This window comes from Nonomuraea antri, from assembly GCF_013283785.1.
Taxonomy (GTDB): Bacteria; Actinomycetota; Actinomycetes; order Streptosporangiales; family Streptosporangiaceae; genus Nonomuraea; species Nonomuraea antri.
The window spans coordinates 1-15,132 of sequence record NZ_JABCPZ010000250.1 but is presented as its reverse complement, the minus strand read 5'-3'; the positions used below and the strand labels follow the sequence as shown (position 1 = coordinate 15,132).

Annotated in this window: 15 protein-coding genes; 11 read left to right on the top strand and 4 right to left on the bottom strand. The window is 71.6% G+C overall.

The window, feature by feature from the left end:
* Positions 1-944: aminotransferase-like domain-containing protein (locus tag HII36_RS46430; RefSeq protein WP_173529764.1), on the bottom strand; the 944-nt coding region annotated here is incomplete at its 3' end.
* Positions 945-1,003: 59 nt separating this feature from the next.
* Here HII36_RS46430 and HII36_RS46425 point away from each other — a divergent pair.
* From HII36_RS46425 to HII36_RS46415, 3 genes are read left to right on the top strand one after another with little or no spacing between them, the layout of a single operon-like run.
* Positions 1,004-2,188: a trans-sulfuration enzyme family protein gene (locus tag HII36_RS46425; RefSeq protein WP_173529763.1), complete on the top strand. Its 1,185-nt coding sequence runs from the start codon at positions 1,004-1,006 to the stop codon at positions 2,186-2,188.
* A 27-nt stretch (positions 2,189-2,215) separates the two neighbouring features.
* Positions 2,216-2,512 (top strand): ArsR/SmtB family transcription factor, encoded by a 297-nt coding sequence (locus HII36_RS46420; protein WP_328808202.1) that lies wholly within the window; start codon positions 2,216-2,218, stop codon positions 2,510-2,512.
* The gene (locus HII36_RS46415; RefSeq protein ID WP_173529762.1) at positions 2,509-3,438 is read left to right on the top strand and encodes a threonine/serine dehydratase; all 930 of its coding nucleotides are present in this window, start codon (positions 2,509-2,511) and stop codon (positions 3,436-3,438) included. The genes HII36_RS46420 and HII36_RS46415 overlap by 4 nt, the downstream gene beginning before the upstream one ends.
* Positions 3,439-3,479: 41 nt before the next feature.
* Here the strand turns inward: HII36_RS46415 and panB are convergent, their stop codons facing one another.
* Positions 3,480-4,328, bottom strand: a complete 849-nt coding sequence (gene panB, locus HII36_RS46410; protein WP_173529761.1) for a 3-methyl-2-oxobutanoate hydroxymethyltransferase — start codon at positions 4,326-4,328, stop codon at positions 3,480-3,482.
* A gap of 135 nt (positions 4,329-4,463) precedes the next feature.
* Here panB and HII36_RS46405 point away from each other — a divergent pair, with 135 nt between their 5' ends.
* The gene (locus tag HII36_RS46405; protein WP_173529760.1) at positions 4,464-5,690 is read left to right on the top strand and encodes an MFS transporter; all 1,227 of its coding nucleotides are present in this window, start codon (positions 4,464-4,466) and stop codon (positions 5,688-5,690) included.
* A 10-nt stretch (positions 5,691-5,700) separates the two neighbouring features.
* On the opposite strand, the gene HII36_RS46400 is transcribed toward HII36_RS46405, so the two are convergent.
* Together HII36_RS46400 and HII36_RS58985 are read right to left on the bottom strand one after the other, a co-directional pair.
* Positions 5,701-6,408, bottom strand: coding sequence for a cache domain-containing protein (locus HII36_RS46400; RefSeq protein WP_173529759.1), 708 nt, complete (start codon positions 6,406-6,408; stop codon positions 5,701-5,703).
* Positions 6,409-6,418: 10 nt separating this feature from the next.
* Positions 6,419-7,159, bottom strand: coding sequence for a FadR/GntR family transcriptional regulator (locus HII36_RS58985; protein ID WP_173529758.1), 741 nt, complete (start codon positions 7,157-7,159; stop codon positions 6,419-6,421).
* Between the two features lie 71 nt (positions 7,160-7,230).
* Between HII36_RS58985 and HII36_RS46390 the strand changes: the two genes are divergently transcribed.
* The 7 genes from HII36_RS46390 (at position 7,231) to HII36_RS46360 (ending at position 14,997) form a co-directional block, all read left to right on the top strand.
* Positions 7,231-8,421 carry a (Fe-S)-binding protein gene (locus HII36_RS46390; protein WP_173529757.1) on the top strand — a complete coding sequence of 397 codons (1,191 nt, stop codon included), beginning with the start codon at positions 7,231-7,233 and terminating at the stop codon, positions 8,419-8,421.
* Entirely contained in the window at positions 8,418-9,926 is a 1,509-nt protein-coding gene (locus HII36_RS46385; protein WP_173529756.1) for an FAD-binding oxidoreductase, read from the top strand. The genes HII36_RS46390 and HII36_RS46385 overlap by 4 nt, the downstream gene beginning before the upstream one ends.
* Positions 9,923-10,177 carry a hypothetical protein gene (locus HII36_RS46380; protein WP_328808201.1) on the top strand — a complete coding sequence of 85 codons (255 nt, stop codon included), beginning with the start codon at positions 9,923-9,925 and terminating at the stop codon, positions 10,175-10,177. The genes HII36_RS46385 and HII36_RS46380 overlap by 4 nt, the downstream gene beginning before the upstream one ends.
* Complete coding sequence (locus HII36_RS46375) at positions 10,161-11,645, top strand: APC family permease (RefSeq protein WP_173529755.1); 1,485 nt, start codon at positions 10,161-10,163, stop codon at positions 11,643-11,645. Before HII36_RS46380 ends, HII36_RS46375 begins: the two co-directional genes overlap by 17 nt.
* The gene (locus HII36_RS46370) at positions 11,642-12,691 is read left to right on the top strand and encodes an LLM class flavin-dependent oxidoreductase (protein ID WP_173529754.1); all 1,050 of its coding nucleotides are present in this window, start codon (positions 11,642-11,644) and stop codon (positions 12,689-12,691) included. Before HII36_RS46375 ends, HII36_RS46370 begins: the two co-directional genes overlap by 4 nt.
* A 151-nt stretch (positions 12,692-12,842) precedes the next feature.
* Complete coding sequence (locus HII36_RS46365) at positions 12,843-14,387, top strand: MFS transporter (RefSeq protein WP_173529753.1); 1,545 nt, start codon at positions 12,843-12,845, stop codon at positions 14,385-14,387.
* Positions 14,388-14,394: 7 nt separating this feature from the next.
* Positions 14,395-14,997: a TetR/AcrR family transcriptional regulator gene (locus tag HII36_RS46360; protein WP_173529752.1), complete on the top strand. Its 603-nt coding sequence runs from the start codon at positions 14,395-14,397 to the stop codon at positions 14,995-14,997.
* Positions 14,998-15,132 lie beyond the last annotated feature (135 nt).

Sequence of the window (15,132 nt, the reverse complement as noted above, 5' to 3'; positions counted from 1 at the left end):
CCCCACACCAGCTTGCTCAGCGACCCGATCGTGATGATCTGCTCGCCCCGGCTGAAGGCGGCCAGCGGCGGCGGGGTGTGCCCGGAGAAGGTCAGCTCGGCGTTGACCTCGTCGTCGATCAGCGGCACGTCGTGTTCCGCGGCGAGTGTGGCCAGGCGTCTGCGCTCGGCGTCCGGCATGATCGTGCCGCTCGGGTTGCGCCCGGTGGGCACGCAGTAGAGCAGCGCGGGGCGTTCGCGCAGGGCGTCCCGCAGCCCAGGCCGGCCCCACGGCTTGATCACCGCGGCGCTGTGCCGGAACGCCTCCAGCGCGCCCGGGTAGGTCGGCGACTCGGTCAGCACCGTGTCGCCGGGCGAGACCAGCAGCGCGCACAGCAGCGTGAGCGCCTGCTGCGCGCCGGTCGTCACCATGATCTCCGCCGTGGACGTGGGCACGCCGCGCGCGGTGTAGTACGCGGCCAGGGCCTCGCGCAGGACCTGGTTCCCGGCCGGCTGGTAGCCCAGGTCGCGCGTGCCGGCCAGCCGCTCGCCCGCCTCCTGATACGCCTCGAACATGGCCTGCGGCGGCTCGTCCGGCGCGGCGCAGGTCAGCAGCTGCACGCCGTCCGGCGGGTGCAGGATGTGCAGCAGCAGCGGGTTGGCGGGCACGCCGTCGGCGGCGCGGGTGGCCGGCAGGTCGAGCGGCGCGACCCGGGTGCCGCTGCCCTGGCGGCGCAGCACCCGGCCCTCCTGCTGGAGCAGGTCGTAGGCGGCCACGACGGTGCCCCGGCCCACGGCCAGCCGCCTGGCCAGCGTGCGGTCGGGCGGCATCAGGTCGCCGGGCGCGAGCACGCCGTCGTCGATCAGCGCCCGCAGCCTGGCCGTGAGCAGCAGGTACAGCGGCCCGCGCCCCGACGCCCAGCGGCCGAGCAGGTCCACCAGGTCGTCGATATTGGCCCTATTCATGGACCAATTCTGTGTCATTGGCTCTGACGCCGCGACTTTTCCGGCGAGATGCTGGCTGTATGAGCGAATTCAGCCGAGCGGCCAGCCTGGAGACCCGGGCCGTCCACCTGCCGCAGCCGCCCATCGAAGGCAGCCGTCCGATCGCCGTGCCCATCTACCAGACCTCGGGTTTCACCTTCGACGACCCGGCGGTGATGGCCGACGCGATGAGCCGTCCCGACGGCGCGTTCGTGTACGGGCGCTACACCAACCCGACCGTCCGCTCGCTGGAGCAGGCCGTCTCTGGCCTCGAAGGCGGCGCGGCCGCCATCGCCACGGGCTCGGGCATGGGCGCGATCAACACCGTGCTGCTCGCCCTGCTCAAGCCCGGCGACCACCTGATCGCCCAGCGGTCGCTGTACGGCGGCACCGCGGCGATGATCAACGAGCTGGTGTCGAGGTTCGGCATCACGGTCACGTACGTGCCGGAGAACGACCCCGAGGCGCTGCGCCTGGCCGCCCGACCCGAGACCAGGCTCGTCTACCTGGAGACGATCAGCAACCCGATGACGCTGGTCGCCGACCTGCCCGGGATGTTCGCCGCCGCCCGTGACCTGGGCATCGTCTCGGTGGTCGACAACACGTTCGCCACGCCGATGCTCTGCCGTCCGGTCGAGCACGGCGCGGACGTCGTGCTGCACTCCACGACCAAGTACCTCGGCGGGCACACCGACGTGGTCGGCGGCCTGGCCGTCTTCGCCGACCAGGGGCTCTACGAGCGGGTGTGGCACTTCGCGATCGAGCTGGGGGCCTCGGCCGACCCGTTCGCGTCGTGGCTGACGCTGCGCGGGCTGCAGACGCTGGCGCTGCGCATGGAACGGCACTGCGCCAACGCCGCGCTGCTGGCCACCCGGCTGGCCGAGCACGAGGCGGTCACGGCGGTGCACTGGCCGGGGCTGGCCTCGCATCCCTCGTACGAGCTGGCGGGCAAGCTGCTGACCGGCTTCGGCGGCGTGTTCTCCTTCGACCTGGCCGGCGGGCGCGCGGCGGGGGAGCGGTTCATGCGCTCGGTACGCCTGGCCCTGCTGGCCCCCTCGCTGGGCGGCGTGGAGACTCTCGTCCTGCACCCGGCGACCACCTCGCACCGCGCGCTCAACGCCGAGGAACTGGCCAGGTCGGGCATCGGCGAGGGGACCGTGCGCATCGCGGTCGGCATCGAGCACCCCGAGGACCTGTGGGCCGACCTCGCGCAGGCTTTGACATAGCACTTAGGTATTTAGGAAAATGCCTAAGTGCTATCCGAGTTGCGCGCCCTGGCCAGCGAACCCCGCCTGCGGATCCTGGGCTGGCTGAAGGACCCGGTCGCCCACTTCCCGCCGCAGACCGACGGCGACCTGGTCGACGACGGCGTGTGCTCGCTGTTCATCGCGAACAAGCTCGGGATGACCCAGCCGAGCGCCACGGAACACCTCAAGATCCTCGAACGCGCCGGTCTCATCCGGGGCAGGAAGATCAAGCAATGGGTGTTCTACCGGCGTGACGAGGACCGGATAGCCGCGCTGAAACGGACGATCGAGGGAGAGCTGTGACGGTCACGTACGACGACGTCGCCAGGGCGGCCGCGCGAATCTCCGGCCACGTGCTGCGCACGCCCGTGCTGGAGGTCTCGCCGGGGCTGATCCTCAAGCTGGAGCTGCTGCAGCACTCCGGGTCGTTCAAGGTGCGCGGGGCGTTCAACCGGATCCTGTCGGCCGGCGAGCTGCCCGCCGCCGGGGTGATCGCGGCCAGCGGCGGCAACCACGGGCTCGCGGTGGCGTACGCGGCGCGGGCGCTCGGGGTGCGGGCGGAGATCTTCGTGCCCGAGGTGACGAGCCCGGTCAAGGTGGCCGGGCTCCGGGCCCTGGGCGCGGACATCACCCAGACCGGGGCGATCTACGCCGAGGCCGCGGAGGCGGCGGCCAAGCGCCGGGCCGAGACCGGCGCGCTCGACGTGCACGCCTACGACCAGCCCGAGGTGGTGGCCGGGCAGGGCACCACCGGGACGGAGCTGGTGGAGCAGACGGGCGGGGTCGACACCGTCCTGGTGGCGGTGGGCGGCGGCGGCTTCGCCGCGGGCATCACCGTCGGAACCTCCACCGCGCCAGGCGATGGGGGTGGGCCGCGGATCGTGGCGGTCGAGCCGGTGGACATCCCCACGCTGAACCGGGCGCTCGCCGCGGGCGGCCCGGTGCCGGTGCCGGTCAGCGGGGTCGCCGCCGACGCGCTCGGGGCGAGCCTGCTCGGCGGCCTCGCCCACGGGATCCTGTCGGGGCCGCGCGTGCGGAGCGTGCTCGTGACCGACGAGGCGATCGTGGCGGCCCGCCGCACCCTGTGGGAACGGCACCGCATAGCCGCCGAGCACTCGGGGGCGACGGCGTACGCGGCGTTGCTCTCCGGCGCCTACCGGCCGGCGGCGGGGGAGCGGGTCGCGGTGGTGGTGTGCGGCTCCAACACCGACGTCACGACGCTGGCCTGACCGGTGCGTCCCCGGCCGGGGACGCACCTTCGATCGGGCGGCTAGCTGTAGGAGTGCTCGGGCGCGGGGAAGGCGCCGGAGGTGACGTCCGCGGCGAACTCGCGCACCGCCCGGTCCATCTCGCCGGCCAGGTCCGCGTACTGCTTGACGAACTTGGCCGGGCGCGGGGTCAGGCCCATGAGGTCCTGCCACACCAGCACCTGGGCGTCGGTCGACGGGCCGGCGCCGATGCCGATCGTCGGGATCGCCAGCGACGTCGTCACCCGCTGCGCCAGGTCGGCGGGCACGCACTCCAGCACCACCGAGAACGCCCCGGCCCGCTCCAGGTCCTTGGCGTCGGACATCAGCTCGTCGCCCGACTGGCCGCGGCCCTGCACCCGGTAGCCACCCAGGACATTCACCGACTGCGGGGTGAGCCCCAGGTGCGCCATCACCGGGATGCCGGCCGAGACCAGCGTCTCGACCTGCGGCAGCACCCGGCGGCCGCCCTCCAGCTTGACCGCGTGCGCGCCGGCCTCCTTCATGAAGCGCGCCGCCGACTCCAGCGCCTGCTGCGGCGAGCCCTGGTACGACCCGAACGGCAGGTCGGCCACCACCAGCGCCCGCGACGAGCCGCGCACCACGGCCGCGGTCAGCGGCAGCAGGTCGTCGACCGTGACCGGGAGCGTGGACTCGTAGCCGTAGACGACCATCGCCGCCGAGTCGCCGACCAGCATCACCGGGATGCCCGCCTGGTCGAACACGCGGGCCGTCATCGCGTCGTAGGCGGTGACCATGGGCCACCGCTCTCCGCGTTCCTTGGCCGCGGCCAGGTCGCGGACCGTGACTCTGCGTCCTGAGACTCCGCCGTACAGCGCGGACGGAGCCGTGGAAGATGTCGAAGAGGACATGGGGTATCCCTCCAGAACAGTCTCGAGGCGCCCCAGTGGCGTCCCCGGACTCTTCCGATGATGTCACGCGCGGAAAACCCGTGGCGAAAGTGTCGGTTCTCCTTGCCACAATAGGCGAGGAGGTAAGCAACAAAAATGGCGATCAAACCTTACCGGCAGCTCTTCCGGCTTCCAGGCGTGCGCACCCTGCTCCTGGTGGGGCTGGTGGCGCGCATCCCGTCCACGGCCACGGGCATGGCGCTCACCCTCTACGTGGTCACCGTGCTCAAACCGGACGACTACGCCCTGGCCGGGCTGGTCACCATGGCCAGCACCGTCGGCATGGCGATCGGCTCGCCGATGTCGGGAAGGTTCGTCGACAAATACGGCCTGCGTCCCGTGCTGGTCGCCACCACGCTCGCCCAGGCGGCGTTCTGGAGCACCGCCTGGCTGCTGCCGTACCCGGTGCTGGTGGTGGCCGCCGTGGCGGCCGGGCTGCTGGCGCTGCCGGTGTTCAGCGTGATCAGGCAGTGCCTGGCCGCGATGGTGCCGATCGAGCAGCGGCGCACCGGGTTCACGCTCGACTCGATGCTGGTCGAGCTGTCGTACATGGCCGGGCCCGCGCTCGCGGTGGCCGGCATGACCACGCTGCCTCCCGGCGTGACGATGGGGATCATCGGCGCCGGCATGACCGGCGCGGGCCTGGCGCTGATCGTGCTCAACCCGCCCATCCGCTCGGCCCAGGAGCTGACGGAGCCCGAGGTGCGGGTGCCGCGCCGGCAGTGGCTCACGCCCGGCCTCATCGCGCTGCTCGGCACCGCCGCGGCGGCCACGTTCGTGCTCACGGCCACCGAGCTGGCGCTGGTCGCCACCATGAACAAGGCCGGGCAGAACGCCTGGATCGGGCTCGCCGTGGCCATCTGGTGCCTCTACTCGCTGGCCGGCGGCTTCGTGTACGGCGGCCTGTCGCGCGGACTCTCGCCGCTGGTGCTCATCGCCGGGATGGGCCTGCTGACCGTGCCCGTGGGCCTGGTCGGCGGCGGCTGGTGGTGGCTGCTGCTGGCGCTGCTGCCGGCCGGCGTGCTGTGCGCGCCCGCGCTGTCGGGCACCGTCGACGTGCTCAGCCGCTGGGTGCCCGCCGCCGCCAGGGGCGAGGCGATGGGCTACCACGGCACGGCGCTGCTGATCGGCGGCGCGGCCTCGGCGCCCATCGCCGGCGCCGTCATCGACAGCGCCGGGCCGGCATGGGCGTTCGCGGTGGCCGGGCTGGTGGGCGTGGCCATGGTCGTGGTCGCGCTGCCGTTCTGGCGGCGCCGTCCGGTCTCGGCGGACCCGGGGCCCGCGATCGTCGAGGAGCGCGCGCCGGTCGCCGTCGAGAGCTGAACGCCGGGGGCTACCCGCGGCTGGTCGCGCGGTCGCCGGCGCGGGTGACGATGCTCCACGGCACCCCGTCGAGCGGCCGCAGGTCCGCTCCGGCGTCGAGGAGCAGGGCGCCGGCGGGCAGGCGCGGCGAGTTGGCGGCCACCACCCGGCCTTCCGCGTTCACCAGCGTGATCTGCGTCGGGCTCGCGGCCAGCACGCCGAGCAGCAGCGCCTCGAACCTGGCCGCCCGCACGTCGGCGCCCACCACGCCGAGGAAACGGCCGTCGACCTCGGCGGGGGCGGTGAACGTCAGCATGTACGTGTCGGTGCCGCCGTAGTCGACGTACGGTCCGACGATGTGGCGGCGCCGGCTGCGTTCCGGCACCGCGAACCACTCGGCGGCGGTGTAGTCGTAGAAGTCGAGGCTGTCGGGGTCGAGGTCGACGTCCAGGAAGATGGGGTCCTGCTCGGGCGGCGCCTGCCACCACTCCAGCCACCTGCGGCGGTCGGCCAGCACGCCGGGCGCGACGATCACGCCGGCGCCCGCCACCACCCCGGGCGACCCGCGCAGGCAGGCGAAGATCTCCGGACGCACCTGGGCCAGGTCGGCGCAGGCGAACGTGCCCGAGGCCCGATAACAGGCGACGACGCTCGCCAGGATGCGATCCAGCGAGCTGAAGATGTCCGCGACGATCGTGTGAACCCGCTCCGCCACCTGGCCGACGTGCCGATCGCTCATCGTTGCCTCCTCACCCGGATGCGACGAGCCGCCAATGGAACTCCATCAGACGCTCTATCCCCTTGTCGATGTGTTCCTCGGTGAGTGACCGGGCGCGGGCCGGGTCGCGGGCCTCGATGGCGTCGATGACCTGGCCGTGACTGCGTACCACGTCCCGCGGGTCGACGGCCTCCCCGTACGGGAGCCAGAGCAGCTCGCCCACCTCGGCCTGGATGTCGATCTCGGCCCGGGTCAGGCGTACGGACTGGGCGGCGGCGGCGACCTCGATGTGGAAGCGGCCGTCGGCGCGGCGGCGCTCGCCCACGGACGTGGCCGCGTCGAGGCGGCCCAGCACCTGGCGCAGCCGCGCGACGTTGTCGGCCGAGGCGCGCAGGGCGGCCAGCCGGGCGGCGGTGCCCGCGATCGCGCACCGGTAGTCGCCGATCTCGCGCAGCTCGGAGGTGCTGAGCTCGCGCAGCCTGCGCCGCAGCCTGGCCGTGGACGGGTCGGCCGGGGCCAGCACGAACGTGCCGCCGCCGCGCCCCCTGCGGGTCTCGACCAGCCCGCGCTCGCGCAGGGCGGCCAGGGCCGCGCGCAGGGTCACGGTGGAGACGTTGAGCGCGCCGGCCAGCTCCAGCTCGGCGGGGAGCTGGTCGCCGTCGCTGATCAGCCCGAGCGCGATCGCCTCGCTGAGGCGGCGCGCCACGACCTCCACCCGGCCCGAACCGTCATCGACGGGCGCGAAGACCGCCGCCTTCGGAAGCTGACTCACAGATCACAGCATATTGCCTTTTGAAATATGAACTCATAGTTTTAAGCGCATCCCCACTCAGGGAGGCCTTGATGACGGATCCCGACAAGAGGTTCGCCGAGGAGTGGCGGGACGCCGCCTACAACTGTTTCTCCTCCGGCCACAAGTTCTGCCGCGAAGTCTGCCCGGTCATGCAGGTCACGCGGAACGAGTCCTGGAGTCCCACCGCCTTCCACGCCAACGTCGTGGCGATGGAGAAGGGCGAGCTGGAGGTCGCGGACGTCGCGGCCGACTACGTCAACTGCACCGGCTGCGGCGCCTGCGAGCTGCGCTGCCCCAACTCGTTGTTCACCGGCGACTTCTACCGCTTCCGCACCCGCACCGTCGACCTGGTCAAGGCCGTGCGCGGGCTGGCCGTCGAGCAGGGCGTGCACCAGCCGGGCTGGCAGCGCTGGAACCGGCTCACCGACGAGCGCGGGCACGAGCCGGTGCTCGACGGCACCCCCGTCGAGCAGGCCAGGGTCCGCGACTGGGCGGCCGGGCTCGACCTGCCGATCGGCGGCGAGAGCATCCTGTTCGTCGATTGCGAGGCGGCATTCTCCCGCACGTCCGTGCCGCGCTCGGTGGCCCGGATGCTCAACCTGGCCGGCTACGGGTTCGGGCTGATGAACGAGCAGTGGTGCTGCGGCGGCCCGGCGGCCGAGATGGGCTACGAGGCGCAGGCCCGCAGGTTCGCCCGGCACAACCTGGACGACTGGCGGGCCGCCGGGGCGCGGCGCGTGCTCGTCCTCGACCCGCACGACTACATCACCTTCACCGAGGACTACCCGAAGTACTTCGGCGACGCCTACGACATCGAGATCGTGCTGGTCGTGGAGCTGCTGGCGGAGCTCATCAGGGAGGGCAGGCTGACCCCGCACGTCCCGGTGGAGCGGACGGTGACCTACCACGACCCGTGCCGGCTCAACAAGCGCAAGGGCGTCTGGCGCGAGCCGCGCGAGATCCTGCGCGCGATCCCCGGGCTGACCTTCCACGACGTGGACCGGGTGACGCAGTGGTCGTACTGCTCGGGCGGCGGCGGCGGGCTGCCCGTCGAGAAGCCCGAGCTGACCAGGAAGATCAGCGAGCAGCGGGTCGGCAAGGCGGCCGAGCTGGGCGTCGACACCCTGGTCAGCGCCTGCCCGTGGGCCGAGCGGCCGCTGTCGGAGGCCGGTCAGGCCCGCTCGATCGACGTGGTCGACCTGCACGAGCTGCTCGCGGAATCGCTGGGAGTGGCGCCATGACCGTGCTGATCGGCGATTCCCTGGTCGAGGAACTGCGCGCGATCCTGGGCGCCGAGCACGTGCTGACGGGCAAGGCCGACCGGCTGAACCGGGCGCGCGTGCCCGCGCCGTTCCCGGTGCACCGCTGGGCCGAGCGCATGCCCGACCTGGTCGTGTTACCCGGCTCCACGCAAGAGGTCGCCGAGGTGCTCCGGCTGGCCAACGACCTGCGCATCCCGGTGGTGCCGCGCGACGGCGGCACCGGGCTGACCGACGGCGCGGTGCCGCTGCGCGGCGGCATCGTGGTGGACGTCAAACGCATCAACCAGATCAAGGAGATCGACCTCGCCAACCGCACCTGCACGGTCGGCACCGGCATCAACGCGCTCAAGCTCAACGAGGTGCTCGGGCAGCACGGGCTGATCTACCCCGACGACCCGGCGTCGTACCCGTGCTCGCTGGTCGGCGGCAGGATCGGCACCAGCGGCTGGTCGCTGATCGGCTCGCGCTACGGCCACACCCGCGACCTGGTGCTCAGCTTCGACCACGTGCTGCCCACCGGCAAGGTCATCCACGTCGGCGACGGCATCGGCAGGAAGATCACCAAGAGTTCCAGCGGGTACCAGCTCAAGCACCTGTTCATGGGGCACCAGGGCACGCTCGGCATCGCCACGGAGGCGACGCTGAAGCTGTTCCCGAAGCCGGAGGCGGAGTTCTCGCCGTTCTGGGCGTTCGAGGACTACGACACCGCCTACCGCGCGGTGGGCGAGCTGGCGCGGGCGGGCGTGGCCACGTTCGCCGGCGCGGTGCTCTTCGACGAGTGGAAGGTCGCTTACCTGCGGCGCGACGACGAGGCCTACATCCCGCAGCCGTCGTCGGTGAAGGCGCTGGTGTGCGCCGCGCTGTACGGCTACGCGGACGAGGTGCGCGCCGGCGGCCGGCGGCTGCTGCGCATCGCCCGCTCGCTGGGCGCCCGTTACCTGGGCGACGAGATCTCCGAGGGCGACTGGGCGGCCAGGCACGACAGGTACGCCACGCCGCTGCACGGCCGCACCCGCGCCGGCCAGGTCGTGCCGATGAGCTGGCACTGCGAGGACGCCTCGATCAACTACACGAACCTGCCCGCGGTCCGGCTGGCCTGGCACGAGATCGCCGACCGGCTCAGGCGCGACGGAGCTCGGAGCGACGTGTTCGACGACTGGGGCATGTTCGCCTACACCAACGGCGCGACCGGCGCCGACTACCTCACCGAGATCGACATCGGCATCTGGGAGCAGCGGCTCGACGACGCCGCCTGGGCGGCCTGGGTGCGGGCCAAGCGCGACCTGGCCGCGGTGGCGCTCGCGCACGGCGGCTCGATCAGCGCCTGCCACGGCTCCTGCCGCGAGGGCGAGGTGGACCTGGTCCCGGTCGAGCTGGGCGGCGGGTACGACGTGATGCTCGACATCAAACGCGCCATCGACCCGAACAACATCATGAACCCCGGCAAATACCTCCTCGACCAGGCATACACGGAGAAATCGTGAACTATCGCTATCAGGAGGAGATGGCGCCTCCGCCGCCCCAGCGCGTGACCGACGTGGCGATCACCCGGTTCGAGCACGTCTACGAGGTCGAGCCCGCCCTCATGACCGAGCACGTGACGCAGCAGTCCTTCCCCAACTGGGACACCCTGCGCCTGGTCAGGTCCAGGGCCGACCACCTGGCCTGGATGCACCGGCACTTCGCCGGCACCGTGATCTCCGGCGAGGAGCTGCTGCATGACCTCGACGAATGACCTCCCGCGAGGCTCCCGGGACGACGCGACGCTGGCCGATCTCGGCTACACCTCCGAGTTCCGCAGGGACATGAGCCTGTGGGCCAACTTCTCGCTCGGCTTCACGTACCTGTCGCCGGTGGTCGGGATCTACACGCTGTTCTCCTCGTCGCTGGCCGTCGGCGGCCCGCCGATGATCTGGAGCCTGATCGTCGTGGGCGCCGGGCAGTTCCTGGTGGCGCTGGTGTTCGGCGAGATCGTCTCGCAGTACCCGCTGACCGGCGGCATCTACCCGTGGGCCAGGCGGCTGTGGGGGCGGCGCTGGGCCTGGATGACCGGCTGGGTGTACCTGATCGCGCTGCTGGTGACGATCGCCAGCGTGGCGTACGGGGCCGGGCCGTACCTGTCGGCGCTGCTCGGGATCACCGTGAGCACCGGCAACACGATCCTGTGCGCGCTGGTCATCCTGGCCGTGGCGCTGGTCGTCAACCTGGCCGGCACCAGGGCGCTGGCGGTGGCGGCGATCGTCGGGTTCACCGCCGAGCTGGTCGGCGCGCTGGCCGTGGGCGGCTGGCTGCTGCTCACCGAGCGGCACCACGGGCTCGGGGTGCTGTTCGACACGTTCGGCGCGGGGTCGGGGTCCGGCTACTTCACGGCGTTCCTGGCCGCCGGACTGATCGGGATTTTTCAGTATTACGGGTTCGAGGCGTGCGGCGACGTGGCCGAGGAGGTGCCCGACCCGACGCGGCGCATCCCCAAGGCCATGCGCATGACCATCTACGTGGGCGGCGCGGCGGCCACGTTCGTCTGCCTGGCGCTGCTGCTGGCCGTGCCCGACTTCGCCGCCGTCGTCTCCGGGACCGTCGCCGACCCGGTCACGGATGTGCTCACCACCGCCTTCGGCGCCACCGGGCTCAAGGTCGTGCTCGGCGTGGTGCTGCTGTCGTTCCTGTCGTGCGCGCTCAGCCTGCAGGCGGCGGCGAGCCGGCTGCTGTACTCCTACGCCCGCGACGACATGATCGCCGGCAGCCGGGTGCTCAGGCGGTTCTCCGCGGCCCGGCGCGTCCCGCCGAACGCGCTGCTGGTCGCAGCCGTCGTGCCCGCGCTGGTGGTGCTCGGCTCGATCGTGTCGGAGGACGCCCTCATCAAGATCATTTCCTTCGCGGTGCTCGGCATCTACCTGGGCTTCCAGATGGTGGTGCTGGCGGCGCTGCGGGCCAGGCTGCGCGGCTGGCGGCCGTCCGGGCCGTTCACGCTGGGCCGGGCGGGCCTGGCCGTGAACGTGGCCGCGCTGGTCTACGGGGTGCTGGCCATCGTCAACATGGCCTGGCCGAGAACGCCGGACGCGCCCTGGTACGACGACTACCTGGTGGCCCTGTCGGGGCTGGTGGTGGTCGCCGCCGGGCTGGTCTACCTGCTGGCGGCCCGGCCGTACGACAAGGGCGCCGCCCCCTCGGGCGACGCCATCCCACAGGAGGTCGCACGATGAAGTTCAGTTACGTGATGCTGCCCGACTATCCGCTGCGCGAGTCGCTGGCGTCCATCCGCCTGGCCGACGAGCTCGGCTTCCACGCCTGCTACGCGGCCGACGAGACCTGGCACAAGGACCTGTGGCTGCTGTTCGCCGCCGCGGCCGGGCAGACCTCGCGCATCAGGTTCGGGCCGAGCGTGTCGTCGGTGGTGCTGCGCGAGCCGTCCCTGATCGCGCAGGCGGCGGCCACCCTCGACGAGCTCAGCGACGGACGCGCCGAGGTCGTGCTGTCCAGCGGCAACTTCGGCCTGCTGGCCCAGTACGGCATCGACTGGACGGTCACCAAGCCGCTCTCGCGCGTCAAGGAGGCCGCGCACGTGGTCCGCACCCTGCTGGACGACGGCGCCATCACCTTCGACGGCGAGTTCTTCAAGTACAGCGGCCTGTTCACCTTCGCCCGCCCGGTGCAGGACCGGGTGCCGGTCAAGCTCGGCGCGATGCGCGGGCCGCGCTCGTTCCAGGCGGCCGGCGAGCACTCCGACGGCGTGCACCACGCGCTCAGTTACACCCGCGAGGCCTACGACTACCTCGTCCGGCACTTCCGGGCGGGCGCGGAGCGGGCGGGCAAGGACCCGGCGGCCATGGACATCGGCGCCTGGGTGGTCTTCGCCACCGGCCCGGACTCGGCGGTGGCGAAGGAGGCGGCGCGCAGCATGGTGGGCTTGTACGCCTCGTCCATGCCGGCCGAGCAGCTCGAACGCAACGGCGTCGACCCGAACGCGATGAAGCCGATCGTGGACGCGCTCGGCGCCGGCGACCTGGCCAGGGCGATCGAGCTGACCACGCCCGAGCTGGGGGAGCGGCTGTCCATCGCGGGCACGCCCGAGGAGTGCGTGGCCAAGATCAAGCGCGAGATCGAGCCGACCGGCGTCAACCACATGATCCTCGCGATCACCGACGCCACGCTGGTCAAGCAGTTCATGGGCCGGGAGCTGCCCGAGGTGGCCGACGTGGACACCCAGCTCCGGCTGATCCACGACCGGATCATGCCCGCGTTCGCCTGACCGTCCGAGGGCGCGGCGGGCCGCCGCCGTGCCCTCTCACCCGCGGAGACGAGGCGCCCCCACAGATACGAAACGCAACCGTTGCGTATCGGAATAGCTTGCGATACGGTGACGTTGCGAAACTCAGTCGTATCGAAATTAGGGGGCGGTCATGAAACAGGAGACGGGGCATCCACGCCGCTGGAGCATCCTCGGCGTACTCGTGTTCAGCTTGCTCGCGGTCGTGCTCGACAACACGATCCTGAACGTGGCGATGAAGACCATCGCCGACCCGGTCGCCGGTCTCGGCGCCACCCAGAGCGAGCTCGAATGGGCGATCAACTCCTACACCCTGGTCTTCGCCGGCCTGCTGTTCACCTTCGGCGTGATCGGTGACCGCACCGGGCGCAAGCGCATGTTGTTCATCGGCATGGCCTTGTTCGGACTGTCCTCGCTGGCCAGCGCGTACGCGCAGGACCCGATGCAGCTCATCCTGGCCAGGGCGGCCATGGGCATCGGCGGCGCGGCGATCATGCCGGCCACGCTGGCCATCATCTCCAACGTGTTCCCGCCCGCGGAGCGCGGCAAGGCCATCGGCATCTGGGCCGGTGGCGTGGGCCTCGCGGTGGCGGTCGGGCCGATCACCGGCGGCGTGCTGATCGAGCACTTCTGGTGGGGCTCGGTGTTCCTGATCAACGTGCCGATCGTGATCATCAGCATGTTCCTGATCGCGGGCGTCGTGCCGGAATCGCGTGACCCGAAGCCGTCCAGGCTCGACCCGGTCGGCGTGATCCTGTCGATCATCGGTCTGGTCGCGCTCGTCTACGGCATCATCCGCGGCGGCGAACTGGGCACCGTGGCCAGTGCCGAGGTGCTGGTGCCGACGCTGATCGGCGTGGCCGTGCTGGCGGTGTTCGTCTGGTGGGAGCGGCGCATCGACCACCCGGTCTTCGACGTGCGCAACTTCGGCAACATCCGCTTCACCTCGGCCATCGGCATGATGGGCATCGTCTTCTTCGCGATGATGGGCGGGATGTTCTTCCTGACGTTCTACCTGCAGATCGTCCTGGGCTACAGCCCGGTGCAGGCGGGCGCGCTGATGATCCCGTTCGCCGCGGCCCAGCTGATCTTCGCGCCGCTCAGCCAGCGGGTGAACCAGCGGTTCGGGGCGAAGCTGTCGTCCACGGTCAGCATGATCGTCGTCACCCTGACACTGGCCAGCTACGCGTTCATGGACCAGGACACGTCCATCGTGCTGATCGAGGTGATCTTCTTCGTCCAGGGCGCGGCGATGGCCAACATCATGCCGCCCGCGACGACCGCCATCATGGAGGCCCTGCCCAGGGAGAAGGCCGGGGTCGGCTCGGCGATGAGCAACACCGTCCGCCAGGTGGCCGGCGCGCTCGGCGTGGCCGTGCTCGGCTCGGTGCTGTCGTCCAGCTACCGGGGTGAGATCGAGCCCGCGCTGGCCGCCGTGCCCGAGCAGGACCGCCACGCCGCCGGCGAGTCCATCATGGGGACGATGGAGGCCGTAGGACGGCTCGGCGACAAGAGCCTGGTCGCGCCCGCGTTCGAGGCGTTCGTCAACGGCATGCACGTGACGGCGGCCGTCTCGGCCGTGATCGCGCTGATCGGCGTGGGCGTGGTGCTCCGGTGGATGCCGGGGAAGCCGCGGCCGGTGCAGCAGCAGGAAACGAAGGAACCAGCGGTAGTGTGAGGCCGCGATGACGATCCAGGAATCAGCGGGGGCCCGCCCGGCGGGCCGCCCGCGCAGCGAGAAGGCGGAGAAGGCGATCCTCGAGGCGACCCTCGACCTGATCGGCGAGGGGATGGGCGTCTCCGAGCTGTCCATCGAGGCCATCGCCGCCAGGGCGGGCGTGGGCAAGACGACGATCTACCGGCGCTGGTCCAACAAGGAGGACCTCGTGGTCGACGCGCTGGCCACGCTCAAGGCGCCACTGCCGCCGCTGGCCGGCGTCTCGGTACGCGACGACCTGATCACCCTGCTCGACGCGATGCGCAGCGAAGCGGGCCAGACCCGCACCCGGTGCGTGATGAACATCGCCATGAGCGAGTCCGACCGCCACCCGCGGCTGATGGAGCGCTTCATGCAGCGGGCGATCGAGCCGCGCAGGCAGGCCATGCGGCAGGTGCTCGTGCGGGGCGTCGAGACCGGGGAACTGCGCGCCGACCTGGACGTCGAGCTGGCCCAGGCCATGCTCACCGGCACGATGATCTGGCACAACAAGTGGGGGCCCGTCGCGGGCCTGCCGGACGACCTGGCCGAACGCCTGGTCGACGAGGCACTGCGCGGCATGCGCGCCTGACACCCGGGCCGCTCGCGTTCACCGGCCTGGGGCGTGCGGCACCGGGGCGGCACGTGCCGCCCCGGCGCGGCCCGCACGACGTGCGCGATCGGCACGGACGCGTTCAGCCGGACGCACACGCGGGCGGTGGCGGGG